Source organism: Actinomadura bangladeshensis, assembly GCF_004348335.1.
In the GTDB taxonomy this organism is placed as follows: domain Bacteria; phylum Actinomycetota; class Actinomycetes; order Streptosporangiales; family Streptosporangiaceae; genus Spirillospora; species Spirillospora bangladeshensis.
Window position 1 is genome coordinate 32,682 of record NZ_SMJW01000016.1, and the last position, 24,827, is coordinate 57,508.

Annotated in this window: 19 protein-coding genes and 1 riboswitch; of the genes, 3 read left to right on the top strand and 16 right to left on the bottom strand. The window is 72.8% G+C overall.

From position 1 onward, the window contains the following. Window positions 1-40: 40 nt before the first annotated feature. The 7 genes from E1284_RS05515 to E1284_RS05545 all read right to left on the bottom strand — a co-directional run bounded on the left by E1284_RS05515 (window position 41) and on the right by E1284_RS05545 (window position 7,220). A complete protein-coding gene (locus tag E1284_RS05515) occupies window positions 41-892 on the bottom strand; it encodes a helix-turn-helix transcriptional regulator (RefSeq protein ID WP_131937735.1) in 852 nt (283 codons plus the stop codon). A 39-nt stretch (window positions 893-931) separates the two neighbouring features. Further along, window positions 932-2,065, bottom strand: a complete 1,134-nt coding sequence (locus E1284_RS05520) for a CaiB/BaiF CoA transferase family protein (protein ID WP_131937737.1) — start codon at window positions 2,063-2,065, stop codon at window positions 932-934. 3 nt (window positions 2,066-2,068) lie between these two features. Continuing rightward, window positions 2,069-3,244, bottom strand: a complete 1,176-nt coding sequence (locus E1284_RS05525) for an acyl-CoA dehydrogenase family protein (RefSeq protein WP_131937739.1) — start codon at window positions 3,242-3,244, stop codon at window positions 2,069-2,071. 11 nt (window positions 3,245-3,255) lie between these two features. Continuing rightward, window positions 3,256-4,032 carry an enoyl-CoA hydratase/isomerase family protein gene (locus E1284_RS05530; RefSeq protein WP_131937741.1) on the bottom strand — a complete coding sequence of 259 codons (777 nt, stop codon included), beginning with the start codon at window positions 4,030-4,032 and terminating at the stop codon, window positions 3,256-3,258. 50 nt (window positions 4,033-4,082) lie between these two features. Beyond that, the gene (locus E1284_RS05535; RefSeq protein ID WP_131937743.1) at window positions 4,083-4,778 is read right to left on the bottom strand and encodes a GntR family transcriptional regulator; all 696 of its coding nucleotides are present in this window, start codon (window positions 4,776-4,778) and stop codon (window positions 4,083-4,085) included. A gap of 90 nt (window positions 4,779-4,868) precedes the next feature. Further along, window positions 4,869-6,395, bottom strand: a complete 1,527-nt coding sequence (gene glpK, locus E1284_RS05540; protein WP_131937745.1) for a glycerol kinase GlpK — start codon at window positions 6,393-6,395, stop codon at window positions 4,869-4,871. A 57-nt stretch (window positions 6,396-6,452) separates the two neighbouring features. Continuing rightward, the gene (locus E1284_RS05545) at window positions 6,453-7,220 is read right to left on the bottom strand and encodes an IclR family transcriptional regulator (protein ID WP_131937747.1); all 768 of its coding nucleotides are present in this window, start codon (window positions 7,218-7,220) and stop codon (window positions 6,453-6,455) included. Window positions 7,221-7,467: 247 nt separating this feature from the next. Here E1284_RS05545 and E1284_RS05550 point away from each other — a divergent pair, with 247 nt between their 5' ends. The 3 genes from E1284_RS05550 (at window position 7,468) to E1284_RS05560 (ending at window position 11,647) form a co-directional block, all read left to right on the top strand. Beyond that, complete coding sequence (locus E1284_RS05550) at window positions 7,468-8,325, top strand: MIP/aquaporin family protein (RefSeq protein ID WP_131937749.1); 858 nt, start codon at window positions 7,468-7,470, stop codon at window positions 8,323-8,325. A gap of 35 nt (window positions 8,326-8,360) precedes the next feature. After that, window positions 8,361-9,878: a glycerol kinase GlpK gene (glpK, locus tag E1284_RS05555; RefSeq protein WP_131937786.1), complete on the top strand. Its 1,518-nt coding sequence runs from the start codon at window positions 8,361-8,363 to the stop codon at window positions 9,876-9,878. A gap of 113 nt (window positions 9,879-9,991) precedes the next feature. Beyond that, entirely contained in the window at window positions 9,992-11,647 is a 1,656-nt protein-coding gene (locus tag E1284_RS05560; RefSeq protein WP_131937751.1) for a glycerol-3-phosphate dehydrogenase/oxidase, read from the top strand. 10 nt (window positions 11,648-11,657) lie between these two features. Here the strand turns inward: E1284_RS05560 and E1284_RS05565 are convergent, their stop codons facing one another. The 9 genes from E1284_RS05565 to E1284_RS05605 all read right to left on the bottom strand — a co-directional run bounded on the left by E1284_RS05565 (window position 11,658) and on the right by E1284_RS05605 (window position 24,537). Then, window positions 11,658-12,818 (bottom strand): NADH:flavin oxidoreductase, encoded by a 1,161-nt coding sequence (locus E1284_RS05565; RefSeq protein ID WP_131937753.1) that lies wholly within the window; start codon window positions 12,816-12,818, stop codon window positions 11,658-11,660. Between the two features lie 189 nt (window positions 12,819-13,007). Further along, window positions 13,008-14,162, bottom strand: a complete 1,155-nt coding sequence (locus tag E1284_RS05570) for an acetyl-CoA C-acetyltransferase (RefSeq protein ID WP_131937755.1) — start codon at window positions 14,160-14,162, stop codon at window positions 13,008-13,010. A gap of 26 nt (window positions 14,163-14,188) precedes the next feature. Then, on the bottom strand, window positions 14,189-14,806 hold the full coding sequence (locus E1284_RS05575; protein ID WP_131937757.1) for a TetR/AcrR family transcriptional regulator: 618 nt from the start codon (window positions 14,804-14,806) through the stop codon (window positions 14,189-14,191). Window positions 14,807-14,813: 7 nt separating this feature from the next. After that, window positions 14,814-15,593: an SDR family oxidoreductase gene (locus E1284_RS05580; RefSeq protein WP_131937759.1), complete on the bottom strand. Its 780-nt coding sequence runs from the start codon at window positions 15,591-15,593 to the stop codon at window positions 14,814-14,816. Further along, window positions 15,590-16,846, bottom strand: a complete 1,257-nt coding sequence (locus E1284_RS05585; protein ID WP_131937761.1) for an acyl-CoA dehydrogenase family protein — start codon at window positions 16,844-16,846, stop codon at window positions 15,590-15,592. Before E1284_RS05585 ends, E1284_RS05580 begins: the two co-directional genes overlap by 4 nt. 24 nt (window positions 16,847-16,870) lie before the next feature. Next, window positions 16,871-18,103 carry a glycosyltransferase gene (locus E1284_RS05590; protein ID WP_131937763.1) on the bottom strand — a complete coding sequence of 411 codons (1,233 nt, stop codon included), beginning with the start codon at window positions 18,101-18,103 and terminating at the stop codon, window positions 16,871-16,873. After that, on the bottom strand, window positions 18,087-20,990 hold the full coding sequence (locus tag E1284_RS43595) for a bifunctional glycosyltransferase/CDP-glycerol:glycerophosphate glycerophosphotransferase (protein WP_131937765.1): 2,904 nt from the start codon (window positions 20,988-20,990) through the stop codon (window positions 18,087-18,089). The genes E1284_RS05590 and E1284_RS43595 overlap by 17 nt, the downstream gene beginning before the upstream one ends. Window positions 20,991-21,244: 254 nt before the next feature. Continuing rightward, window positions 21,245-22,027 (bottom strand): CHAP domain-containing protein, encoded by a 783-nt coding sequence (locus E1284_RS05600; protein ID WP_131937767.1) that lies wholly within the window; start codon window positions 22,025-22,027, stop codon window positions 21,245-21,247. A gap of 11 nt (window positions 22,028-22,038) precedes the next feature. Further along, a riboswitch (cyclic di-AMP (ydaO/yuaA leader) is annotated at window positions 22,039-22,194 on the bottom strand. A 453-nt stretch (window positions 22,195-22,647) separates the two neighbouring features. Further along, window positions 22,648-24,537 (bottom strand): PP2C family protein-serine/threonine phosphatase, encoded by a 1,890-nt coding sequence (locus tag E1284_RS05605; protein ID WP_131937769.1) that lies wholly within the window; start codon window positions 24,535-24,537, stop codon window positions 22,648-22,650. Window positions 24,538-24,827: the final 290 nt, after the last annotated feature.

Here is a 24,827-nt window from a genome sequence, read left to right on the forward strand (position 1 = left end):
CCGCTCATCATGGGTGTGGCACCACCACCCTGGGGCGGGTTCAGCTCGCGGCGGCCATCCCGCGGCGGGCCATCAGCCGTTCGAGCCGCTCCTGCGTCCCGGTGCCGGGCCGCGGGTTGTGCAGGACCAGGTTGCAGCCCGGACGGTCGGCCAGCGGCAGCAGCGTCCCCTCGAAGATCAGCTCGCCCGCGTCCGGATGCCGGATCCCCTTCACGGCCTGGGTGTTCCCGCTGACGTCGTGGCGGGGCCACAGCTCGGCGAACTCGGGGCTGACGGCGAGCAGGTCCGCGATGAGCCGGCCGAACTCCGGGTCGTCGGGGCAGCGGGCGACCTCGGCGCGGAACCGCGCGACGACATCGGGCGCCGTCGCGGACCAGTGCGTGTTCATCGACCGGTACCGGACGTTGGTGAAGAACGTGACCAGGCAGTTGTGGTCGGTGTCGCCGTAGCCGAACACCTCGCGTGCCGCATCGTTGATCGCGATGAAGTTCCAGTGCCGGTCGCGGACGTAGGCGGGCCGGGGCGACCAGGCGTCCAGCACCCGCTGCAGCTCCGGCGTGATCGGGACGGCCGGGGCCGCGTCCGCGCGCGGCGGGTTCAGCCCGGCGAGCAGGTACAGGTGCTCGCGCTCGGCGGCGTCCAGGCGCAGGGCGCGGCCGATCGCGTCCAGCACGTCGCCGGACACCGTGATGTCGCGGCCCTGCTCCAGCCACGTGTACCAGGAGACGCCCACTCCGGCGAGGACGGCGACCTCCTCGCGGCGCAGGCCCGGCGTGCGGCGCCGTCCGCCGTCCGGCATGCCGACGTCGGCGGGGGTGAGACGGGCACGGCGGGTCCGCAGGAAGTCGCGGAGTTGGTCGCGGCGGCCGGGGGCGGGAGTCGGGCGTGCCATGACCGCCACGATATCCGCCGCGGGCGGCCCGGCACGGGGTCAGCCGATCGTGCCCGCGGCCCGGAGTGCGGCGATCGCGGCGCCGTCGCGGCCGAGTTCGCGCAGGACGGCGTCGGTGTGCTCGCCGAGCGCCGGGATCGGGTCCATGCGCGGCTCGGCGTCGGCGAAGGTGATCGGCGGGAGCAGCGCCCGGATGCCGCCGACCGGGGAGGCCACCTCGCGCCAGCGGTCCCGCTCGGCGAGCTGCGGATGCGCGATCAGGCCGTGCCCGTCGTTCAGGGACGCGTTGGCGACGCCGGCCTCGTCGAGCCGCCTCAGCAGCTCGTCGCGGCCCATGCCGGACGTGACACCGGCGACGATCGCGTCCACCTCCTCCCGGTTGCGGACCCGCGCCCGGTTGGTCGCGTACTCGGGGTCGGTCACGAGGTCGGGCCGCGCCAGCACGCCGGTGGCCAGCGCCGCCCAGCCGCGGTCGTTCTGGACCCCGATCACGACGTCGGCGCCGTCCGCCGTGGGATAGGCGTCGTAAGGGGCGATCACCGGATGGCTCAGCCGCGTGCGAGGCGGTACGGAGCCGGTGTAGAGCGTCGTGTACATCGCCTGGCTCATCCATTCGGCGACCGCGTCGAACATCGTGATCTCGATCGACGCGCCCCCGCCGGTGGTGCCGCGCCGGACGAGCGCGGCGAGCACGCCCGAGAACGCGTACATGCCGGCGGCGATGTCCGCCAGCGGAGATCCGGCCTTCACGGGCGTCTCCGGGGTGCCGGTGACGGAGATCAGCCCTGCCTCGGCCTGGACGAGCATGTCGTAGGCGCGCTTGTCCCGGTACGGGCCGCTCGTCCCGTATCCGAACATGTCGACCACGATGAGGCGGGGGTCGCGGGCCCGGAGCACGTCCGCGCCGAACCCGAGCCGCGCCGCCGCGCCGGGCGCCAGGTTCTGCAGGAACACGTCGGCGCCCGCGACCAGGTCGGTGAGGATCGCGCGCCCCTCGTCCCGCTTGAGGTCGAGCGCCACCGACTCCTTCGAGCGGTTCAGCCACTCCAGCGCGACGGCCGTGACCCCTTCAAGAGGCCGCGTCCGGGGAGTAATGCCCTCTGGGGGCCGCCCCCCAGGCCCCCGCGGGGCCGACCGATGATCCTCACTCCGCCGGCGCTCCGCCGCGGTCATCGGTCAGCCCTCCAGGAGGCGGCGGCCGATGATCATTTTCTGGATGTCGGCGGTGCCCTCGCCGATGAGCAGCATCGGGGCCTCGCGGTAGAGGCGTTCGATCTCGTACTCCGTGGAGTAGGCGTAGCCGCCGTGGATGCGGAACGCGTCCTCGACGACCTCCTTGCAGTACTCGCCGGCGAGGTACTTCGCCATGCCGGCCTCAAGGTCGTTGCGCTCGCCGGAGTCCTTGCGGCGCGCCGCCATCACCATCATCTGGTGCGCGGCCTCCACCTTGGTCGCCATCTCGGCGAGGCGGAACAGGACGGCCTGGTGCTCGGCGATCGGTCTGCCGAACGTCTCGCGCTGCCGCGCGTAGCCGAGGGCCAGCTCGTAGGCGCGCTTGGCGACGCCGCAACCGCGCGCCGCCACGTTGACGCGGCCGACTTCGACGCCGTCCATCATCTGGTAGAAGCCGCGGCCCGGCGTCCCGCCGAGGATCTGGGAGGACGGGACGCGGTACCCGTCGAAGATCAGCTCGGTGGTGTCGACGCCCTTGTAGCCCATCTTCTCGATCTTGCCCGGGACGGTCAGGCCGGGCGCGACCTCGCCGAACCCTGGGGTCTTGTCGATGAGGAACGTGGTCATGCCGCGGTGGCCGGCGTCCGGGTCGGTCTTGACGAGCGTCGCGACGAGGTTGGCCGAGCCGCCGTTCGTCAGCCACATCTTCTGACCGCTGATCAGGTGGTCGTCGCCGTCCGGGACGGCGCGGGTCGTGATCGCGGAGACGTCCGAGCCGCAGCCGGGCTCCGACATCGAGAACGCGCCGCGGATCTCACCCGCCGCCATCTTCGGCAGGTAGTGGGCCTTCTGCTCGGGCGTCCCGTGGTGGGTGATCATCCAGGCGACGATGAAGTGGGTGTTGACGATGCCGGACACGCTCATCCAGCCGCGCGACAACTCCTCCACGGCCAGCGCGTAGGTCAGCAGCGACTCGCCGAGCCCGCCGTGCTCCTCGTCGATCATCAGGCCGAAGAGGCCGAGGTCCTTCATGCGGTCCACGATGGCCTGCGGGTACTCGTCCGCGTGCTCCAGGGCGGTGGCGACCGGGAGGATCTCCCGGTCGACGAACGCCCGGACCGTCGCGATGATCTCCCGCTGCTCGTCCGTCAGCCCGTGGGTCTGCTGCAGCCTGCTCACGTCGCTCCTCCCTAGCGGCCTTCGAAGCGGGGCGGCCGGCGCTCGGCGAACGCGGCGCGCCCCTCGGCGAAGTCGGCGGTGCCGAACAGGGCCGCCTGCTCCTCCAACTCGGCCTCCAGCAGCTCGTCCGGAGCGATGTCGGTGCAGGCCAGCAGTTGCTTGGCGGCGGCGACCGACAGCGGGGCGAGCGCGGCCGCCTCGGCGGCGAGTGCGAGCGCGGCGTCGAGTGCCCCGCCGGACGGGGCGAGGGAGTCGGCGAGGCCGATCTCGTGGGCGCGGGGCGCGGGGACCGTCCGCCCGAACACGAGCATCTCCTTCGCGCGGCCCATGCCGACGCGCTGCGGGAGCGTCCAGAGCAGGCCGCCGTCCGCGACGAGGCCGACCCTGCCGAACGCGGCGACGAACCGGGCGTCCTCGGCGGCGACCACGTGGTCGCAGACGGCGGCGAGGGACACGCCGAGCCCGGCGGCGGCGCCCTCGACGGCCGCGATCACCGGGGTCCCGCAGGTGGCGATGAGCCGGACGGCCTCGTGCACGGGCGCGAGGCGGGCGCGGACGGCGTCCGGGCCGGCGCCCTCCATCGACCGGACGTCGCCGCCCGCCGAGAACGTCCCGCCCGCGCCGGTCAGCACGATCGCGCGGACCGCCGGGTCGCCGGCGGCGCGCCGCAGCTCCGCCAGGAGCAGCTCGCGCATCGGGATGTCGATCGCGTTGCGCGCCTCCGGCCGGTTCAGCGTGAGCACGCGCGCTCCATCGTGGTCGGTGACCGTGACCACCCGGTCGTCCATCAGCCCTCCCGGGAAATTTTTTATACGATACGGCGCCGCGGAAAGGGCCGTCACTCCGGCTCGGCCGCCCAGAACCCCTGGGCCTCCAGGTGGACGACGAGCAGGGTCCCCGCGTGCCGGATGTGGGCGCGCATCGCCTGCCGCGCGGCGTCGGCGTTCCCGGCCCGCAGCGCGGCGAGGACGAGGCGGTGGTCGTCGGCGGACGCCCGCGTCCAGCCGTCGATGCTCGCGTAGAAGCGGCGCGGCGCGTACCTGACGACGGTCTGCAGCAGGAAGGCGGTCTTCGGCGACCCGGCGCACAGGTTGATCGCCCGGTGGAACCGGTGGTTGGCGCGCTCGATGCCGGCCGAGTCCCCGGCCTCGAACGCCTCCTCCAGCTGCGCCTGGGTCCGGTCGAGCGCCGCCAGCTCCGGCTCGGTGATCCTCCCGGCGGCGCGGGCGGCCAGCTCGCCGGCGAAGTACGCCTGCGCCTCGAACAGGTCCTGGACGTCCTGCCGGGTCAGCGGCGCCGGCATGAACCCGCGCCGGGGCTCCAGGGTCACGAAGCCCTCGCCGCGCAGCGACAGCAGCGCCTCCCGGACGGGGGTCACGCTGATCCCGAGGTCCTCGGCGATCCGCTCCAGGCGCAGGAACTCGCCGTGCCTGACCCGGCCCGCCATGATGAGGTCGCGGACGTGGTCGGCCACCTCGTCGCTCAGCTGGCGGCGCCTGCCGAGGGCGTGGTCGCCGGTACCGGCCACAGTCATCGTCTCCCGTGGGCCTGCGGGGCATGGGCACATCAAATATATGAGAGATCGCCCCGCTTGGGGGGGTGCCGGGCCCGGCGGGGTCCGGGTTCACGGGGCCGAGGCGGGGTCCTCACCGCTGCGGATCCAGTCGAAGGTGCGCTCGACGGCGCGCCTCCAGTTGTCGTACTCGGCCGCGCGCCGCGCCGGCTCCATGGCCGGGACCCAGCGGGCGGCGCGGTGCCAGTTGCGCCGCAGCCCCTCCAGCCCCGCCCAGTAGCCGACGGCGAGCCCGGCGGCGTAGGCGGCGCCGAGCGACACCGTCTCGACCACCATCGGCCGCTCCACCGGCACGTTCAGCACGTCCGCGACCATCTGCATGACGAGGTTGTCGGACGTCATGCCGCCGTCGGCCTTCAGCTCCTTGAGGCCGAGCCCGGAGTCGGCGTTCATCGCGTCGACGACCTCGCGGGTCTGCCAGGCGGTCGCCTCCAGCACGGCCCGCGCCAGGTGCCCCTTCGTGATGTAGGACGTGAGGCCGACGATGATGCCGCGCGCCTCGCTGCGCCAGTGCGGCGCGAACAGCCCGGAGAAGGCGGGGACGATGTAGCAGCCGCCGTTGTCGCCGACCGACCGGGCGAGGGTCTCGATCTCCGGCGCGGTGGTGATCAGCCCGAGGCCGTCCCGGAACCACTGGACGAGCGCGCCGGTGATCGCGATGGAGCCCTCCAGCGCGTACACGGCGGGCTCGTCACCGATCTTGTAGCCGACGGTGGTGAGCAGCCCGTTGTCCGACTTCACCGGCGCGGTGCCGGTGTTCATCAGCAGGAACGCGCCCGTCCCGTAGGTGCACTTGGTCTCGCCCGGGGCGAAGCACGTCTGCCCGAACAGGGCGGCCTGCTGGTCGCCGAGGGCCGCGCCGATCAGCACGCCCGGGAAGACGCGGCGGGCCGTCCCGTAGGTCTCGGTGGACGACCTGATCTCCGGCAGCATCGCCTTCGGAACGCCGAAGAAGTCGAGCAGGCCGTCGTCCCAGGCGAGGGTGTGCAGGTCCATCAGCAGGGTGCGGCCGGCGTTGGTCACGTCCGTGACGTGGACGCCGCCGTCGACGCCACCGGACAGGTTCCAGATCAGCCAGCTCTCCATCGTGCCGAACAGCACCTCGCCGCGCTCGGCGCGCTCCCGCAGGCCGGGCGTGTGGTCGAGCAGCCAGCGGATGCGCGGGGCGGAGAAATAGGTGGCGAGGGGCAGGCCGCTGCGCTCGGTGACCATCGCGGCGCCGGGCGCGCGGCCGAGCTCGTCCACGAGGGCGCCGGTGCGCATGTCCTGCCAGACGATGGCGCGGCCGATCGGGACGCCGGTCACCCGGTCCCACAGGACGGTCGTCTCCCGCTGGTTGGCGATGCCGACCGCGGCGACCTGGTCCGCGGTCACGCCCGCCTGGGCGAGCGCCTCCGGGGCGATCCGCTCGAGGTTGCGCCAGATCTCCACCGGGTCGTGCTCGACCCAGCCGGGCCTCGGGAAGTGCTGGCGGTGTTCACGCTGCGCCACCGAGACCAGCCGGCCGCCGTGGTCGAACAGGATGCACCGGGTGGACGTGGTGCCCTGGTCGATCGACATCACGTAGCGCTCGGTCACGCGCGACCGCCTCCCCCCGTGCGGACGCCACCGGCGTGAGCGCCGCCGGGGCGGGCGTCACCAGCGCGAGCCGCCGAGGTCGCGGGAGACGGCGCGGGCCGCGTCCCGCACGTAGGCGACGAGCCTCGGCTCCGGGACGCGGCGGGCGTCGCAGATCCGCTCGACCGCGCCGGAGATGCCGATGGCCCCGACGACGAGCCCCCCGTACCCGCGGATCGGCGCGGCGATGCCGGCGTCGCCGATGGACAGCTCCTCGACCTCGGCGGCCCAGCCGTTCTCCCGCACCCGGGTGGCGGCCCGTGCGAGCTCGCGCGGATCGGTGATGGTGCGGCGGCAGTACGACTCCAGGACGGTGTCGCGGATCGACGCCGCCGCGTTGGCGTCGTGGGCGAGCAGCGCCTTGCCGAGCGCGGTCGCGTGCAGCGGCAGCAGGGAGCCGACGTCCATCGCCTGGAGCGTGTCGTCCGGCCGGAACACGTGGTGCACGACCAGGACCCTGCCCTCCAGCAGGGTTCCGATCCGGACGGCCTCGCCGCTGCGCGAGGCGAGCGCGTCGGCCCAGTTGATGGCGCGGGAGCGCAGCTCGTTGACGTCCAGGTAGCTGGTGCCGAGATGCAGCAGGGCGGCGCCGAGCTGGTACTTGCCGGTGCCGCCGTCCTGCTCGACGAATCCGACGCGCTCCAGGGTGCGCAGGATGCCGTGCGCGGTGCCCCGGGCGAGGCCGAGCGAACTGGCGATCTCGCCGACTCCGAGCCGGCCCGAGCTGGCGGCGAGCAGGCGCAGGATCGCGGCGGCCCGCTCGATCGACTGCACAGGTCCGGGCATGAATCCGAGGGTAGTCGGCCCGGCAGGGTGCCGACAATGTCGGCAGTCGTCGTAATCGTCGTCCTTTGCGCCCCGAACTGCCCGGATTCAGTGATCTGGTGCACAGACTGGAGGGTAACCGGCGCCGGGCATCGGGGAAAGTGTTCGACATTGTCGGCAGTGTCCGGTTGTTCGCCGTTCCGTCCCGGCCTAGCGTCCAGGCCAGCCTCACGGGGCTCGCGTCCACCCCCTCTGCCGAGGAGCGCCCATGGCGGAACGAGCAGCGGAACGAGCAGTACGACGACCCGGAATCCCCGCCCTCGCCGGCGAGCTCGCGGCCGAGTTCGCCGGCACCATGATCCTCATCCTGTTCGGCGTCGGCGTCGTCGCGCAGGTCGTCGCCGGCGGCCCCGGCCTCGGCGGCCACGACAGCATCGCCTGGGCCTGGGGTCTCGGCGTCACGCTCGGCGTCTACGTCGCCGCGCGGATCAGCGGCGCCCACCTCAACCCGGCCGTCACCGTCGCCCTCGCCGCGTTCAGGGAGTTCGCCTGGCGCAAGACGGCCCCCTACATCGCCGCGCAGACCGCGGGGGCGTTCGTCGCGGCGCTGGTCGTCCGCTGGAACTACAGCGAGGTGCTCGCCAAGGTCGACCCCGGCCACACCATCAAGACGCAGGGCGTGTTCTCGACCCTGCCCGGCAACGGAACCCTCCCGGTCGGCACCTGGGGAGCGTTCCGCGACCAGGTCATCGGCACCGCCATCCTGCTCTTCGTGATCAAGGCGCTGACCGACGTCCGCAACGCGCCGCCGCTCGCCAACCTCGCCCCGTTCATGATCGGCCTGCTGGTGGTGGCGATCGGGATGGCGTTCGGCACCGACGCCGGCTACGCGATCAACCCGGCCCGCGACTTCGGCCCCCGGCTCGCCTCGTTCCTCACCGGCTACGGCGGCGCCTGGCGGGACCAGCACGGCGAGTTCTACTTCTGGGTCCCGATCATCGGCCCGCTCATCGGCGGCGTGCTCGGCGTCGGGCTCTACAAGGCCCTGATCGGACGGTTCCTGCCCGCCGAGGAGGAGCCGGCCCAGGAGATCGCGAAGCCCGAACCCCAGTACGAGACGGCGTGACCCGTCCCATCCCCTCGTCCCAGGAGACCGCGCGCATGGCCGACTTCGTCGGAGCCCTCGACCAGGGCACGACCAGCACCCGCTTCATGATCTTCGACCACGGCGGCACCGAGGTCGCCCGCCACCAGCTGGAGCACGAGCAGATCCTGCCCCGGGCCGGCTGGGTCGAGCACGACCCGACCGAGATCTGGGAGCGGACCCGCGCCGTCATCCAGAGCACGCTCACCAAGGCGAACCTGCACCACGGCGACCTCGCGGCCGTCGGCATCACCAACCAGCGCGAGACGGCCGTGGTGTGGAACCGGCGCACCGGCCGCCCCTACTCCAACGCGATCGTCTGGCAGGACACCCGCACCGACCGCATCGCCGCCGCCCTGGAGCGGGACGGCCGGGGCGACGTCATCCGCCGCAAGGCCGGGCTGCCGCCGGCGACCTACTTCTCCGCCGGCAAGGTCCAGTGGATCCTGGAGAACGTCGACGGGGTGCGGGAGGCCGCGGAGAACGGCGACGCGATCTTCGGCACGGCCGACTCGTGGGTGCTGTGGAACCTCACCGGCGGGAGGGACGGCGGCGCCCACGTCACCGACCCGACCAACGCCAGCCGCACCATGCTCATGGACCTGGAGACCCTCTCCTGGGACGACGAACTGCTGTCGTTCTTCGGCATCCCCCGCCCGATGCTGCCGGAGATCAGGCCGTCCTCGGCGTCCGACGCCTACGGGGTGACGCGCGCGGACGGCCCCTTCGGCGGCGAGGTGCCGCTGACCGCGGCGCTCGGCGACCAGCAGGCGGCGATGGTCGGGCAGGTGTGCTTCGCGCCCGGCGAGGCCAAGAACACCTACGGCACCGGCAACTTCCTCCTGCTCAACACGGGCGAGGAGCTCGTCCGGTCGAAGAGCGGCCTGCTGACGACCGTCTGCTACCAGTTCGGCTCCGAGAAGCCGGTCTACGCGCTCGAAGGGTCGATCGCCGTGACGGGATCGGCGGTGCAGTGGCTGCGCGACCAGCTCGGCATCATCTCCGGCGCCGCCGAGAGCGAGTCGCTGGCCCGGCAGGTCGACGACAACGGCGGGGTGTACTTCGTCCCGGCGTTCTCCGGCCTGTTCGCCCCGTACTGGCGGTCGGACGCGCGCGGCGCGATCGTCGGCCTCTCCCGGTTCAACACCAACGCCCACGTCGCCCGCGCGACGCTCGAAGCCATCTGCTACCAGTCCCGCGACGTGGTCGAGGCGATGCGCGCGGACTCCGGCGTCGCGCTCGACACCCTCCGCGTCGACGGCGGCATCACGGCCAACGAGCTGTGCATGCAGATGCAGGCCGACATCCTCGGCGTCCCGGTGTCGCGCCCGGTCGTCGCCGAGACCACCGCGCTCGGCGCCGCCTACGCCGCCGGCCTCGCCGTCGGCTTCTGGAACACCACCGACGAGCTCCGCCAGAACTGGAACGAGGACAGGCGCTGGCAGCCCACCTGGACCGACGACCAGCGCCAGGCCGGCTACGCCGGCTGGAAGAAGGCCGTCGACCGGACCCTCGACTGGGTCGACCTCGACTGACCGGCCCCCGCCCACCACCAATCAACGGACGAACTCCGTTCACACCGTCCTCCAGCCCCCACCCACCACCATCCAATGGACGAACTCCGTTCGCGCCTTTTTGGGAGTGAGAAGTGACATCCGTAGCGCTCGGTCCGCGGTACCGGGAGGACGCCCTGCGCGGCCTCGCCGAGACCGAGTTCGACGTCCTGGTCGTCGGCGGCGGCATCGTCGGCGCCGGCGCGGCCCTGGACGCGATCTCGCGGGGGCTGTCCGTCGCCCTCGTGGAGGCGCGGGACTGGGCGGCCGGGACCTCCAGCCGCTCCAGCAAGCTGATCCACGGCGGGCTGCGGTATCTGGAGCAGCGCGACTTTGGGCTGGTGCGCGAAGCGCTGCGGGAACGCGGCCTGCTGCTGCACCGGCTGGCGCCGCATCTGGTCCGCCCCGTCCAGTTCCTGTATCCGCTGCGCAACCGGGTGTGGGAGCGGGCGTACGTCAGCGCGGGCGTCACCCTGTACGACACGATGGGCGGGAGCCGCGCGCTCCCCCGGCACCGGCAGCTGACCCGGCGCGCCGCGCTGCGCCGGGCCCCCGCGCTGCGCCCGGACGCGCTGATCGGCGCCGTCCAGTACTACGACGCGCAGGTGGACGACGCCCGCTACACGATGATGGTCGCCCGGACCGCCGCCCAGTACGGTGCGACGGTCGCCACCCGCGCCGAGGTCACCGGGTTCCTGCGCGAGGGCGAGCGGGTCACAGGCGCCACCGTCCTCGACCTGGAGGGCGGCCGGGAGATCGACGTGCGGGCGCGGCGCGTCGTGTGCGCGACCGGCGTGTGGACGGACGGCGCGCAGGCGATGACCGGATGCCGCGCGGCGTTCGGCGTGCAGGCGTCCAAGGGCGTCCACCTGGTCGTGCCGCGCGACCGCATCCCGATGGACACCGGCCTGATCACGCGGACGGCCAAGAGCGTGCTGTTCATCATCCCGTGGGGGCGGCACTGGCTCGTCGGCACCACCGACACCCCGCACGGCGACGGCCCGGACGAGCCCGTCGCCGACCACACCGACGTCGGTTACCTCCTCGACCAGGCGAACGCCGTGCTGCGGACCCCGCTCGCGCATGACGACATCGAGGGCGTCTACGCGGGTCTCCGGCCGCTGCTGTCCGGCGAGATGGACGACACCGCCCGCCTGTCGCGCGAGCACGCGGTCGCCGAGCCGGTGCCGGGCCTGGTCGTGGTCACCGGCGGCAAGTTCACCACCTACCGGGTGATGGCGCGGGACGCCGTCGACGCCGTCGCCGAGAGCCTGGACGACGCCGTCCCCGAATCGGTCACCGCGCGGCTCCCCATCCTCGGCGCGACCGGCTTCGAGGTGCTGTGGAACGAGCGCCGCCGCCTCGCCGCCGCGTCCGGCCTGCACGTCGCGCGCGTCGAGCACCTGCTGCGCCGCTACGGCTCGTGCACCCGGGAGATCCTGCGGATGATCGCGGGCGACCCGGCCCTCGGCGCGCCCATCCCCGGCGCCGGCGACTACCTGTGCGCCGAGGCCGTCTACGCGGTGACGCACGAGGGCGCGCTGCACCTGGAGGACGTCCTCGCGCGACGCCTCCGCATCGCGATCGAGGAGTGGGACGGCGGCGTCGCGGCGGCGACCCACGTCGCCGGCCTGGCCGCCCCGATCCTCGGCTGGGACGAGGAGGAGACCGCGAACGAGATCAAGGCATATGTCCGCCGGACGAGCGAGGAACGCCGCGGCGGAGCGGCGATCGCCGAGGCCGCCGCCTAGCCGGCCCGCATCAGCTCGGGATCAGAGGACAGTGGGTGCCCTTGTAGATCGTCGGAACACAGTGATTGCAGTGCGTGCACAGGGAAGGCGTGGACGGGTCCGCGGCGATGCGGTTCACCAGGTCGGGTTCGCGCAGCAGCGCGCGGGCCATGGCGACGAACTGGAAGCCCTCCTCCATCGCCTTGTCCATGGTCGCGCGGTCGGTGATGCCGCCCAGCAGGATCAGCGGTAGGTCGAGTTCCGCCCGGAACCTGCGGGCGTGCTCCAGCAGATAGGCGTCCTGGTAGGGGTAGACGCGCAGGAACTGCTTGCCGAACATCCGCAGGCCGATGCGCATGGGGAGCTTGTAGCTCGCCGCGAACTCGGGGATCGGCATCGGGCCGCGGAACAGGTACATCGGGTTGAGCAGGGAGCTGCCGGCGGTCAGCTCCAGCGCGTCGACCGTGCCCTCTTCCTGGAGTCTCCGCGCGACGTACAGGCTGTCGTCGATGTCCAGGCCGCCGCGGACGCCGTCGCGCATGTTGAGCTTGCCGGTGACCGCGATGCGGTCGCCGACCTCGTCGCGGACGGCGCGGGCGATGCCGAGCGCGACCTTGGCGCGGTTCTCGATCGGGCCGCCGTAGGCGTCCTTGCGCCGGTTGAGGCGGGGGCTGAGGAACGAGCTGGCCAGGTAGTTGTGCCCGAAGTGCATCTCCACGGCGTCGAAGCCGGACTCGATCGCCAGGCGCGCGGCCTCGGCGTGCGCGCGGGTGATGCGCTCGATGTCCTCGGCCGTGGCGACCTTCGTGAAGGCCATGCCGAGCGGGTTGAAGAACCGCCCCGCGGAGATGGCGGGCAGCCTGTTGGAGCTGGCGTCGGCGACGGGCCCCGCGTGCCCGATCTGCGCGGACGCCGCGGCGCCCTCGTCGTGCACGGCGTCGGTGAGGCGGCGCAGCCCGGGGACGGCCTCGGGCCGCATCCAGATCTGCCCGCGCTCCGTCCGCCCCTCGGGCGAGACCGCGCAGTACGCGACGGTCGTCATGCCCACTCCCCCGGCGGCCGGCCGCCGGTGGTACTCGATCAGCTCGTCGCTCACCACCGCGTCCGGGGTCATCCCCTCGAACGTCGCGGCCTTGATCACCCGATTGCGCAGCGTCAGCGGCCCCAGCTGCGCCTTGTCGAACACGTCCACGGCGAGCTCCGTTTCCTTATCTAGGTCTGAACCTCAGCCACCGGAACACGGGTTGCGCGGCCGGAGGGCGCTCTAGCGCCCGGAGGTCGCGCGACCCGCCGGCCGAGAGGCCGTTTCCTGAGACGCGCCAGCGGCTCGGAAAACGGCCTCTCGGCCGTAACGGGGGTTCCAGGGGGTCGCCCCCCTGGGCTAGCACAGTTCGATGATCGTGACGTTGGCCTGGCCGCCGCCCTCGCACATGGTCTGGAGGCCGTAGCGGCCGCCGGTGCGCTCCAGTTCGTGGAGGAGGGTGGTCATGAGGCGGGCGCCGGTGGCGCCGAGGGGGTGGCCGAGGGCGATGGCGCCGCCGTTCGGGTTGACCTTCGCCGGGTCGGCTCCGGTCTCCTTCAGCCAGGCGAGGACGACGGACGCGAACGCCTCGTTGATCTCGACGGCGTCGATGTCGCCGATCGTCATCCCGGTCTTCTTCAGCGCGTAGGCGGTGGCGGGGATCGGCGCGGACAGCATCCGGATCGGGTCCTCGCCGCGCGCGGAGATGTGGTGGATGCGGGCGCGCGGGGTGAGCCCGTGGTCCTTGACGGCCTGCTCGGACGCGATGAGCAGCGCGGCGGAGCCGTCGGAGATCTGGGACGAGACGGCCGCGGTGAGGCGTCCGCCGTCCACGAGGGTCTTCAGGCCCGCCATCTTCTCCAGGGTGGTGTCGCGGCGCGGCCCCTCGTCGGTGGCGACCTCCTCGTAGGGGGCGATCTCGCGCTCGAAGCGGCCCTCGTCGATGGCGCGGATGGCGCGCTGGTGCGACTCGTAGGCGAACCTCTCCATGTCCTCGCGGGACAGGTCCCAGTCGCGGGCGATCATCTCGGCGCCGTTGAACTGGGAGACCTCGGTGTCGCCGTAGCGGCGCGTCCAGCCCTTGGAGCCGGCGAAGGGGCCCTCGGTGAAGCCGAGCGGCGCGGCGGCGGTCATCGCCGAGGCGATCGGGATCTGCGACATGTTCTGCACGCCGCCCGCGACGACCAGGTCGGACGTCCCGGACAGGACGGCCTGCGCGGCGAAGTGCACGGCCTGCTGGGAGGAGCCGCACTGCCGGTCGACGGTGACGCCGGGGACCTCCTCGGGCAGCCCCGCGGCGAGCCAGCAGGTGCGGGCGATGTCGCCGGCCTGCGGCCCGAGGGTGTCGACGCAGCCGAACACGACGTCCTCGACGGCGGACGGGTCGATCCTCGTCCGGTCCATGAGCGCGGTGAGGACGTGCGCGCCGAGGTCGGCGGGGTGCACGCCGGCGAGCCCGCCGTTGCGCCGCCCCACGGGGGCGCGGACGGCGTCGACGATGTATGCCTCGGCCATGGGGTCTTCTCCTTCGTACAGGGGGTCTAGCTCGCCTGGATGCCTTCGAGGAACATGGCGAGGTACTGCTTGGCGATGTCGTCGGCGGACAGCCGCCCGCCGTGCTGGTACCAGTTCGCCGCGACCCAGACGGTGTCGCGGATGAACCGGTACACGAGGGTCCGGTCGAGGTCGGCGCGGAACGCGCCCTCCTTGACGCCCCGGTCCAGCAGGGACAGCCACATCTCCTCGAACCGGCGCTGGGAGTCGAGCAGGTAGTGGAAGCGTTCGCTGGTCGCGAGGTGCTTGGACTCGTTCTGGTAGAGGACGACGGCGGGCCGGTGCCGGTCTATCGACCGGAACGACTGGGCGACGATGGCCTCCAGGGTGTCCCGGGCGCTGAGGTCCGCCGCGAGGATCCGCTCGTACCCGGCCCACATCTCGTCCAGGAACGTCCGGAGGATCTCGTCGGCCATCGACTCCTTGGAGTCGAAGTGGTAGTAGAGGCTGCCGCCGAGGATGCCGGCGGCGTCGGCGACCTTCCGGACCGTGGTGGCGGAGTAGCCCTGGGAGGCGAACACCTCGGCGGCCGTGGCGAGCAGTTCCGCCCGACGTTCCGCGCGGGCGGCGGCGGTGCCCTCGGCGTCGCGCCGTCGTGGACTCATGTGCTTCCTATGCGTGCTGGGAGGAGACGGAGACGACCTCGCCCGTCATGTACGAGGAGTAGTCGCTGGCCAGGAAGACGATAACGTTGGCCACCTCCCACGGCTCGGCGTAGCGCCCGAACGCCTCCCGGCGCGTCAGCTCGTCCAGCAGCTCCTCCGAGGTCACCTTGACCAGGTGCGGGTGCATCGCCAGGGACGGCGAGACGGCGTTGATCCGGACGCCGTAGTCGGCGGCCTCCAGCGCGGAGCAGCGGGTGAGCGCCATGACGCCGGCCTTCGCGGCGGCGTAGTGCGACTGGCCCTTCTGCGCCCGCCAGCCGATCACCGAGGCGTTGTTGACGATGACGCCCGCGCCCTGGCCGCGCATGACGCGCAGGGCGGCGCGGGTGCAGCGCATAGTGCCGTTGAGGGTGATGTCGATCACGCGGTCCCACTGCTCGTCGGCCATGTCGACGAGGTCGGCCGTCCCGCCGAGGCCGGCGTTGTTGACGGCGACGTCGATGCGCCCGAAGCGCTCCACGGCCAGGTCGTACAGGGCCCGCACCTGCTCCTCGGACGTGACGTCGCAGGGCAGGGAGGCGACGCGGTCGGCGCCGAACTCCTTCTCCAGCTCCTGCGCGGACGCGGTGAGCCGCCGCTCGTGGGTGTCGGAGATCAGGACGCGGGCGCCCTCCTCCAGGCAGCGGCGGGCGGTGGCGCCGCCGATCCCGGCCCCGGCCGCCGCGGTGATCACGACGGCGCGGTCCTTGAGCAGTCCGTGTCCGGGGACGTAGGGGGGCGGCGTCATCCACGTGCCTCTCTGCTGGCGGTCGGTTCACGGGGCAGCCCGAGCACGCGCTCGGCGATGATGTTGCGCTGGATCTCGTTCGACCCGGCGTAGATCGTGTCGGAGCGGGAGAACAGGAACAGCCGCTGCCAGTCGTTCAGGTCGTAGCTCCCCCCGGGGGCGAACCCCCGAACCCCCTGGGCTTCGCCCGAAGTGCGGTCGGAGGGCTCGCCGTCGGCGACGAGGCCGGCCGCGCCGAGGACGTCCATGGCCAGCTCGCCCAGTTCCCGGTGCCAGGTGCCCCAGACGAGCTTGGAGATGGACGACTCGGGCCCGGGCGCTCCGGCGGCGACGCCCGCCATGGTCCGCACGGCGTTCAGCCGCATGATCTCCAGGCCCATGTAGGAGCGGGTCAGCCGGTCGCGCAGCAGCGGGTCGTCGATGGCGCCGGTGCGGCGGGCGAGGTCGGCGACGCCCTGGAACTCGCGGGCGAACCCCACCTGCTGGCCGAGGGTCGCGACGCCGCGCTCGAACCCGAGCGTCGCCATCGCGATCTTCCAGCCCTCGCCGGGCGCGCCGACGATGTTGCCGGCGTCGGTGCGGGCGCCGTCGAAGAACACCTCGTTGAACTCGGAGGTGCCGGTCAGCTGGATGATCGGCCGGATGTCCACGCCGTCCTGCCTCATCGGGACGAGCAGGTACGACAGGCCCTTGTGCCGGGACGAGCCGGGCTCGGTGCGGCAGACGACGAAGCACCAGTCGGCTTCGAGGGCGAGGGACGTCCACACCTTCTGGCCGTTGACCGTCCAGTGGTCGCCGGCGAGTTCGGCGCGGGTCTGGACGTTGGCGAGGTCGGAGCCCGCGTCCGGCTCGGAGTAGCCCTGGCACCACAGCTCCTCGACCGCCACGATCGGCGGGAGGAAGCGGGCGCGCTGCTCGTCGGTGCCGAAGGCGATGATCGTGGGGCCGAGCAGGTTCTCGCCGATGTGGTTGACCCGGGCGGGGCCGTCGGCGAGCGCGTACTCCTCGTGGAAGATGACCTGCTGCTCGAGGCTGGCGCCGCGCCCGCCGTACTCGGCCGGCCAGCCGACGCACGTCCAGCCGGCCGCGGCCATGTGCCGCTCCCAGGCCAGCCGCTCCTCGAACGCCTCGTGCTCGCGGCCGGGGCCGCCGAGCCCGCGGACGTGCGCGAACTCCCCCGACAGGTTCGCCTGGAGCCAGTCGCGGACCTCGGCGCGGAAGGCGCGGTCCGCCGGCGACTCGTTCTGGTTCACGCTCCGGACTCTACCAAACAGTTGTTAGAAAGAATCACTCCCCAGTGCGGGTTCGGCCGCCGGTTCCGGGACCGGCGCGGCGGGGCGCTCCGGCACGGCCCGCGGCAGTTCCCGGTGGAGCAGGTCGAACAGCCGGTCCCAGCGGGCGAGGACGGCGTCCGGGTGGAACCGGAGTACCGAGGCGCGCGCCTCGGCGCCCAGCGCGCGGCGCAGGTCGGGGTCGTCGATGAGCCGCTCCAGGGCCGACGCGAACGCGGCCGTGTCGCCGGGTTCGACCAGGATCCCGCCCCGGCCGTCCTCGATCAGCGTCCGGACCCCCGGCGCGCAGTCGAAGGCCACCGTCGGCAGCCCGTACGCCATGGCCTCCAGCACCGACATCGGAAAGCCCTCCGACCGCGAGGGCAGGGCGAAGACCGACGCCTCGACCAGCGCCTCCTCGACGTCGGCGACCACGCCCCGGAACTCCACGGAGCCGGCCATCGCGGCCGCCCGGGCGCGCAGGTCCGCCTCGTCGGGGCCGCTGCCGTAGATGTGGAGCCGCCACTCCGGGCGGCGCGCGGAGATCCGCCCCCACGCCTCCAGCATCAGGTCCATGCCCTTCTCGTAGGAGAGGCGGCCGACGCAGGCCACCACGGGGAGGTCCAGCGTGGGATGGACGGTCGGCGTGACGTGCAATGGGTTCGGGATGTAGTCGGCGTTGGTCATGCCGTCCCGGGCCCAGGCGTCGGCGTCCTCGGCGGTCAGGACCAGCATCCGGTCGGCGTCCCTGTAGTGCTCCTTGACCCGCCGGTACCGGGTCGATCTGCGGGTGGCCTTGTAGGACTCGTGGCTCATCGCCACGACCCGCAGGCCGGAGGTGTCGGCGAGCCGCACCCACTCCATCGCCCACACCTGCGCCACGATGACCACCGAGCCGGGCTCCGCGGCGGCGAACAGCTCCGACAGCCGGGCGGCGCCGCGCCGCTGGGCCGCCGCCCGCCGCAGCTCCCGTGCGCGCGCCACCGCGTTCAGGCGGTCCAGGGGCCTGTTCGGCCGCCACGCCATCACCGGGGCCCGCCATTCGCGGTGCAGGACCTCGACGGCGTAGGAGCCGTCGCGGCCGTGGTGGTACGGCTCCGGGCCGCGGGTGATCCCGACGAGCGTGACGCGGTCGCCGCGTCCGGCCAGCAGCCGCGCCATGTGGTGCGCCCAGCGCTGGAGCCCGCCCATCTCGTCGGCGTTGTTGCACACGATGAAGACGTCACGCCGTGCGGCCATCGCGTTCCCCCCTGTTCCCCCTGCGGTCCGGCCGCGCGGCCGGGAAGTAGCGGTCCACCACCGTGCGGGCGGCGGTGCCCCGGTCGTGCTCGCCGAAGCGCGCGGCGAACGCGCGGCGCCGGGCCGCGTGGACGGCCTCCACCGCGTCCAGGCCGGCGAGCGCGGCGACGAGCTCCTCCTGCGTGCGGGTGATCGGCCCGGGACCGAGCCGGTCCAGGTCGAAGTAGCCGGTGGTGAGGTCGCGGCCGTCCGGGAGGTGCAGGATGATCGGCCGGTCCAGCAGCGCGAAGTCGAACATGATCGAGGAGTGGTCGGTGATCAGCGCGTCCGCGAGCAGCAGCAGCGGGGTGACGTCGGGCACGGCGCCGACGTCCCGCATGACCGCGCGGGCCCCGGGCGGGACGTTGGCCCGGCACAGGTAGTGCGGCCGGACGAGCAGCACGTACTCCTCGCCCAGTTCCCGCGCGAAGAGCTCCGGGTCGACGGGCGGCTCCAGCAGCTTGACGGGCCGCCCCTTCGGCCCGGTCGCGAACGTGGGCGCGTACAGGACGGCGCGGCGCCCGTCGCCGAGGCCGAGCGACGCGCGGAGCGACGCCACCTCGGCGGCCAGCTCGGCGTCGCCGCCCACCCCGTTGACCAGCGGGTCGTTGCGCGGGTAGCCGGCCGGAAGCAGTTCAGAGCGGACGCCGAGGCCCGCGCAGAGCGTCTCGGCGTCGTGCCCGGAGCGCACCAGGAAGCAGTCGTAGCGCTCCACCATCCGGCGCAGCCGGGCCCGCTCGGCGGCGGGCGCGATCTTGAGCCGCGGCTGGTCCAGGCCCATGAGCTTGAACGCCGAACCGTGCCAGGTCTGGATGTAGGTGGTCTCCGGGCGCTTGCGGAGGCCCTCCGGGTAGCCCTGGTTGTCGATCCAGAACTCGGCGCGGGCCAGCGCCAGGAAGTACGCCCACGAGCCCCGCCGGACCAGCGCGGCGTCGTCCGGGAACCCCTTGGGGGACGACGCGTACGCCCACACCGCCCGCACCGGCCGGCCCGTCCTGCGCAGCTCCCGGTAGATGTACTTGGGGTTGTCCGAGTAGTGCCGGCCCAGATGGCTCTCGAAGACGGCCAGGCCGGGCCGGACCGGCAGCCGGCTCAGCACCCGGTTGAACACGGCGATCTTGGTTGTGCGCGAGGTCAGCCTCCGCCGGACGGCCTTCTCCGCGTCGCGCGCCCGGCGCCAGGCGAGCCGTCCCGCCGGCGAGCGGGCGGCGCGCAGCGCGGCGGCCCCGGCGAGCCGCGCCCAGGGGTTCGCCGTCTCCAGTGCGAAGGCCAGGTGCCCGCCCTCGGTGACGTAGGAGCGGAGCCGGTCCGCGGCGACCCTGGTCAGCCGGGGCCGGACGGGCAGCGCGACGCCCGTCAGCGACGGGGATCCGCGGCCCTCGCCGGGGCGGGTGACCATCTCCTCGCCGTCCACCCGGACGCGGAGCCGCACGTCCCAGACGGGATCGATGAACCCGACGGGCCTGATCCGCGCGGCCGGGGCGAACTCCGACCGCCACGCCAGCCGCTCCCCCTCGTGGCGCACGGTCGCGCGGGCCCGCGCCCGGCGGGCGCGGCGGCGGCGGTCGCAGAACTCCAGCGTCCCGGCCAGCTCGGCGTCCGGGGGGACGCGGTCCAGGGGGTTCAGCACGTGCCCGGCCATCAGGAGGCGCTCGCCGCGCATCTCCAGCCGCGTCACCGTGTTGGCCGGGCGCAGCTCCTTCAGCGGCCGGACGTGGAAGCCGAAGCGTGTGACGTCCAGGATCGTGCGGCCGAGCGTCCCGCGCGGCCGTCCCGCGCCCCAGAAGACCCGCCCGTCGCGCTCCACCAGCCGCGCGCGCAGCTCGGGCCGCTCGGCGGGCCGGTACTCGGCGGCCGCGAGCGCCCCGTCGTGGTCGCCCTCCCGGATCAGGTACGCGGCGATCGCGGGCATCGGGTTGGCCAGCTCGAAGACGCCCGGGTCCAGCTCGGCGAGGTAGCCGGCCGCGAGGTCCAGGAAGCGCTCCCGGTACCCGGCGTCGCGGTCGCGCAGCTCGCGCAGGTAGAGGACCAGGTCGTGGTTGATGAACTTCACGTCCTTGGCCTGCCGCAGATCGTGCGCGCCGCGCAGCGTGAACAGCATGTCGATGCGCCGGTGGATCTCCAGCCGGTCGGCGAAGTTGGCCAGCTCGGCGCGCCGGTTGGAGATCGACGGCGCCGCCGTCCGCTGCCGGACGAGCCAGTGGTAGACGCGGTGCGGGATCAGCGCGGTGCGGCCCGCCGCCAGGTACGCCTCGGCGGTGAACAGCAGGTCCTCGTAATGCAGCCGTTCGACGAACCGGAGCCCGTGCTCTTCCAGGAAACCGCGCCGGTAGGCCTTGTTGGTCGACAGGGTGTCGTAGAGGAGGTCGGGGTTCTCGGCCAGCGACCCGTACACGGCGCTGTTCCGGTAAAGCCACGGATACCAGGGGCGGATGCGCCCCTTCGCGCCCGCGGGGACGTCCAGGAAGACCCGGTCGCAGAGGCCGGAGACCAGGTCGGCGCCGGTGTCCTCGGCCGCGGCGACCAGGTTGAGGCAGGCGTGCCGGTCCAGCAGGTCGTCGCTGTCGAGGAACATCAGGAAGCGGCCGGACGACGCGTCGATCCCGGTGTTGCGGGGCCGTCCGCACCCGCCGGAGTTGGACGTCAGGTGGACGGCCCGGACCCGCCCCGGGTGCGCGGCGGCGAGCCCGTCGGCGACCTCCCCGGTGCCGTCGGTGCTGGCGTCGTCGACGATCACGGTCTCGACGCCGCCCAGCGACTGCGCCAGGGACGAGGCGACCGCCCGGGGCAGCCGCCGGGCGTCGTTGTAGGCGATCACCACCACGCTCACATCCGGGCGCACCGGCATGGGCATCCCCCTTCCCCCGGTTCCGCCGGGGACTGAGCCGGCCGCAGGAGCCGGTCGGACGCGTCGCCAGTGATTCCTATCCCGGAACTCCGCACTGAGGTCCAAGCAGGATCAAAGGCTGCCAATGCTTCGCATTACCCGTCTTGAGCGGAGACATGGCGCAGATCACCAGGAACGCCTGAAGGCGCCCGGCCGGGGCCGGACGCCTTCAGGTCTGGAGAATCTTCGGTGTGCCGGGCTCGACGAGCCGGAGGTCAGCTCTTCGCGTAGTCCGGGTAGCCGTAGCCCACGATCTGCGACTTGTCGCGGACCTCCTTCTTCACCGCGTCGTCCTTGTTGCCTTCGATGGTGGTGACGGTGCCGTTGCCGTTGTCCTTCACGACGAGGCCGACGTGGTCGATGTCACCGATGGAGCCACTGGAGCCGTTCTTCCAGTCGAAGAACACGACGGCGCCCGGCTTGGGCTTCTTGCCCCAGCGGTCGGTCTTCTTGAACCAGCTGGCGTGCTGGACGGTGTAGGCGTCCCAGCCCATGTTCTTCACGCCGGTCTGGGCGCCGAGCCAGGACACGAACATGTCGCACCACTGGGCGCCGTTGTAGGCCTTGACGGAGAACCCGCCGTCGCGCTGCGCGGTGGCCTTGGCGTGCGGGGTCGAGACGTACCAGTTGTGGAACTTGGTCTGGCCGCCCTTGCCCTCGCTGATGCCGACCTGCTTCTGGGCCAGCTTGATGACCTCGGAGGCCTCGACGGCGCGCGGCGCGACCTTGTAGCCGGCCTTCTTGGCCTCGGCGGTGGTCATGGCCGCGGAGCCCTTGGACGCGGCGCTCTTGGACGCGGCGCTCTTCGACGCGGTGCTCTGCTCGGCGACGGCCGCCGCCGCCTGAGCGGGCGTCTCGGCCGCGGCACTGCCACCGGCGAGGGGGTTGAGGACGGCGAGCCCGACGGCTCCGGCCAGGACCGCGCCGGCGGCGACGCCGACGGCCTTGTCCTCGGACGAGAAGCGGTTGAGCGAAAGTCGATCGAAACGACCGGTCATGCAGGGAATCTCCTTGTCTTCCATGACGCCTACCGGGTTAGCTGACGGATTCGGGCATGGAAGCAGCCCTACGGCGCGGCTCTCGACGCGCCGATTCACCCCTGGAACATTGGGTCCCCGGCTCCGTCCGGTCGCGTGGACCGGGACGGACTCGGCCTCGCACCGCGTGACGCGGCGCAGACTATTCGGATGGATCTCAGCGACTGATCTCGGTGAGGGTGCGCGCGTCAGGTGGCGCGCATCGCGTGCGGGTACCGCTCCGCGATCCTCGGCCGCGCGTGGCGCGGCCGGCGGCAACGCATGGGGTGCGCTGCGGGATTCGGATAGAAGGTAGCAACCTTCTCAAGAAAAGCAAACCAGACACAAACCTCGTTTATGCCCGCTTCATGCCCTTCCAAGGATTCACCAACAGCGTCCGGCCGCCGGGTGTTCCCGATCTTTCCCCGAGTGCCCCTCAGCCCTTTGCCCGCAGGGCTTACCGGCAGATGAGCATAAGGTAAAGAACGTCTGAGTGCGCGGCGGCCGGCACCCGGCCCCTCCCCGCGCACCGGCCCCGACCACCGCCCTGACTGAGTCCTAGCTCACACGAATCGGCCTCTCGGGACCGCGCGTGCGCCCGGTCACTCGATGTGCAGGGCGAACAGCGTGGTGTCGTCCGCCGCCCGGTCGAACTCCATCCGCGCCATCACCTCGTCGAGGGCCAGATCCGGGCGCATCGAGGAGTCCTGCAGGATCGCGGTGAGGCGGCCGATGCGCTCGTCCAGGTCGGCGTCCCTGCGCTCCACCAGGCCGTCGGTGTAGAGGAACAGCAGGTCCCCCGGGTGCAGCTCGGTGCCGATCGTCGTGTAGTGCCAGGGCATGGCGCCGAGCATCGGGTCCCGGACGACCTCCAGCGGCGCCGCCCGTCCCTCCCGGACCAGGATCGGCGGCGGGTGGCCCGCGCACGTCCACTCCAGCGCCCGGCGGGACGGGTCGTAGTGGGCGACGATCGCCGTGCCCGTCGCGGGCGGGTCCATGGTGCCGACCAGCTCGTTCAGCCAGCCCACCAGCCGCCCCGCCGGCTCCCCCGTGCAGGCGAGGCCGAGCAGGCCGTTGCGGGTCCGCGCCATCGCGGCCGCCGCCGGCAGCCCGTGCCCGGCCGCGTCCCCGATGGCGAACAGGCCCCGGCCGTCCGGCAGCGCGCGGGTCGCGAACCAGTCCCCGCCGATGCGGGCGGTGCTCTCCGCCGCCAGGCTGCGGACCGCCATGCCGAGGCCCGGCAGCTGCTCCACCTCGTCCTCGTCCGGCAGGATCGCGCGGCGCAGCGTCACCGCGACCTTCCGCTCCTGCGCCGTCCGCGCCTGCTGCTTCAGCATCTGCCGGCGGGTCTCGGCGAGCGCCCGCTCGACGCCGCGGCGCCGGGTGATGTCCTGCGAGACGACGTTGATCGAGACCGGCAGCCCGGAGTCGCCGAGCACCGGCTCGGCGAACAGCCACAGGTGCCGCGGCGTGCCGTCCTGCCCGATCACGCGGTGCTCGGCCTCCACCGGCTCCCGGCGCGAGAACATCGTCTGGACGGCCTCCTCCACCAGCGGCAGGTCGTCGTCCGCCACGGCCTTCGGCAGGTCGTGCGGCATCGGCGGCACCTCGTCGGGGGCGAGGCCGTAGTTGGCCCGCATCTGCGGCGTCCAGTCCGACTCCCCGGTCGCGAGGTCCCACTCGCCGAAGCCGATCAGCGCCAGCCGCTCGACCCGCTCCAGCCGCCGCGCGACGCGGTCCTCGGCGGCGTGGTACCGCCACGTGACGCACACCCCGGTCGGCACCCGCACGCACCGGACGCTCATCCGGGACGACCGGGACAGGCCGCGCTGGGCGGTGGAGTACATGATCGAGGGGCGCTCCGCTGGCCTGCCCGTCTCCAGCACCTCGACGTAATCGTCGAAGAGCCCGCTGAGCACCGCGCCCGGATCCGTCCGCAGCAGCCGGAGCCCGGTCAGCTCCGCCCCGCCGCGCCCGAACATGTCCCGGGCGGCGACATTCAACTCGGCGTAGAGGAAGTCGGCCACGGCCCCGTCGGCCCCCCGGACCGGCACCAGGTGCGCGCAGGAGTCGAGCGTCCCGTCCAGCACCGCCCGCGCCACGGGGTCGTCGCCCACCTCGGCGAGGATCTCGGCGTCGCCCCCGGTGTCCTCGGCGGTCACCCGGCGCAGGACGTCCTCGGCCTCGGTCAGCACGGCCTTGCGCTCCTCCGTGCCGCCCTCGGCCCGCGGCGCGCGCCGCCCGGCGAGCACCGCCCCCACCGGGCCCTCGCCCCGCTCCTTGACCAGCAGGGCCGCCGCCTCGGCGAGGTCGATGTCCAGATCGCGCGCGAGCCAGATCAGATGCTGCAGGGCCTCCCCCGGCGGGACGCCGAGCCGCCGTCCCAGCACGACCCGCGCCTCCGCCAGCACCGCGCGGTCATGCGCGGCGCCCCGCAGGTCCTCCAGGTCCGCAACGTGCACCCCGGGCTGGGTGCCCTCCTCTTCCGCCAACCCTGTGTCCCCCGTTCGGCGTCACTGCCCCTGGGAGAAAAAAGCTACATACGCCAGCGAAGGACTATTCGCCCACAACCTGGTAAACAGCCCAGATCTTTGCCATGGATTTCCGTTCCCGTCCGGCCGCACCGCTTCCGATGACCCAGTCGGGACGCAACCCTTCCCCGCCCTGTGACCCTCGTCACGCCGCCCGGTAGACGTCCCTGGTCAGCGCCGTGATCCGCGCCGCCGCCGCCCGGAACGACGACCCCGCCGGCTGCAGGGTCAGCACCACGACGATCTTGTCC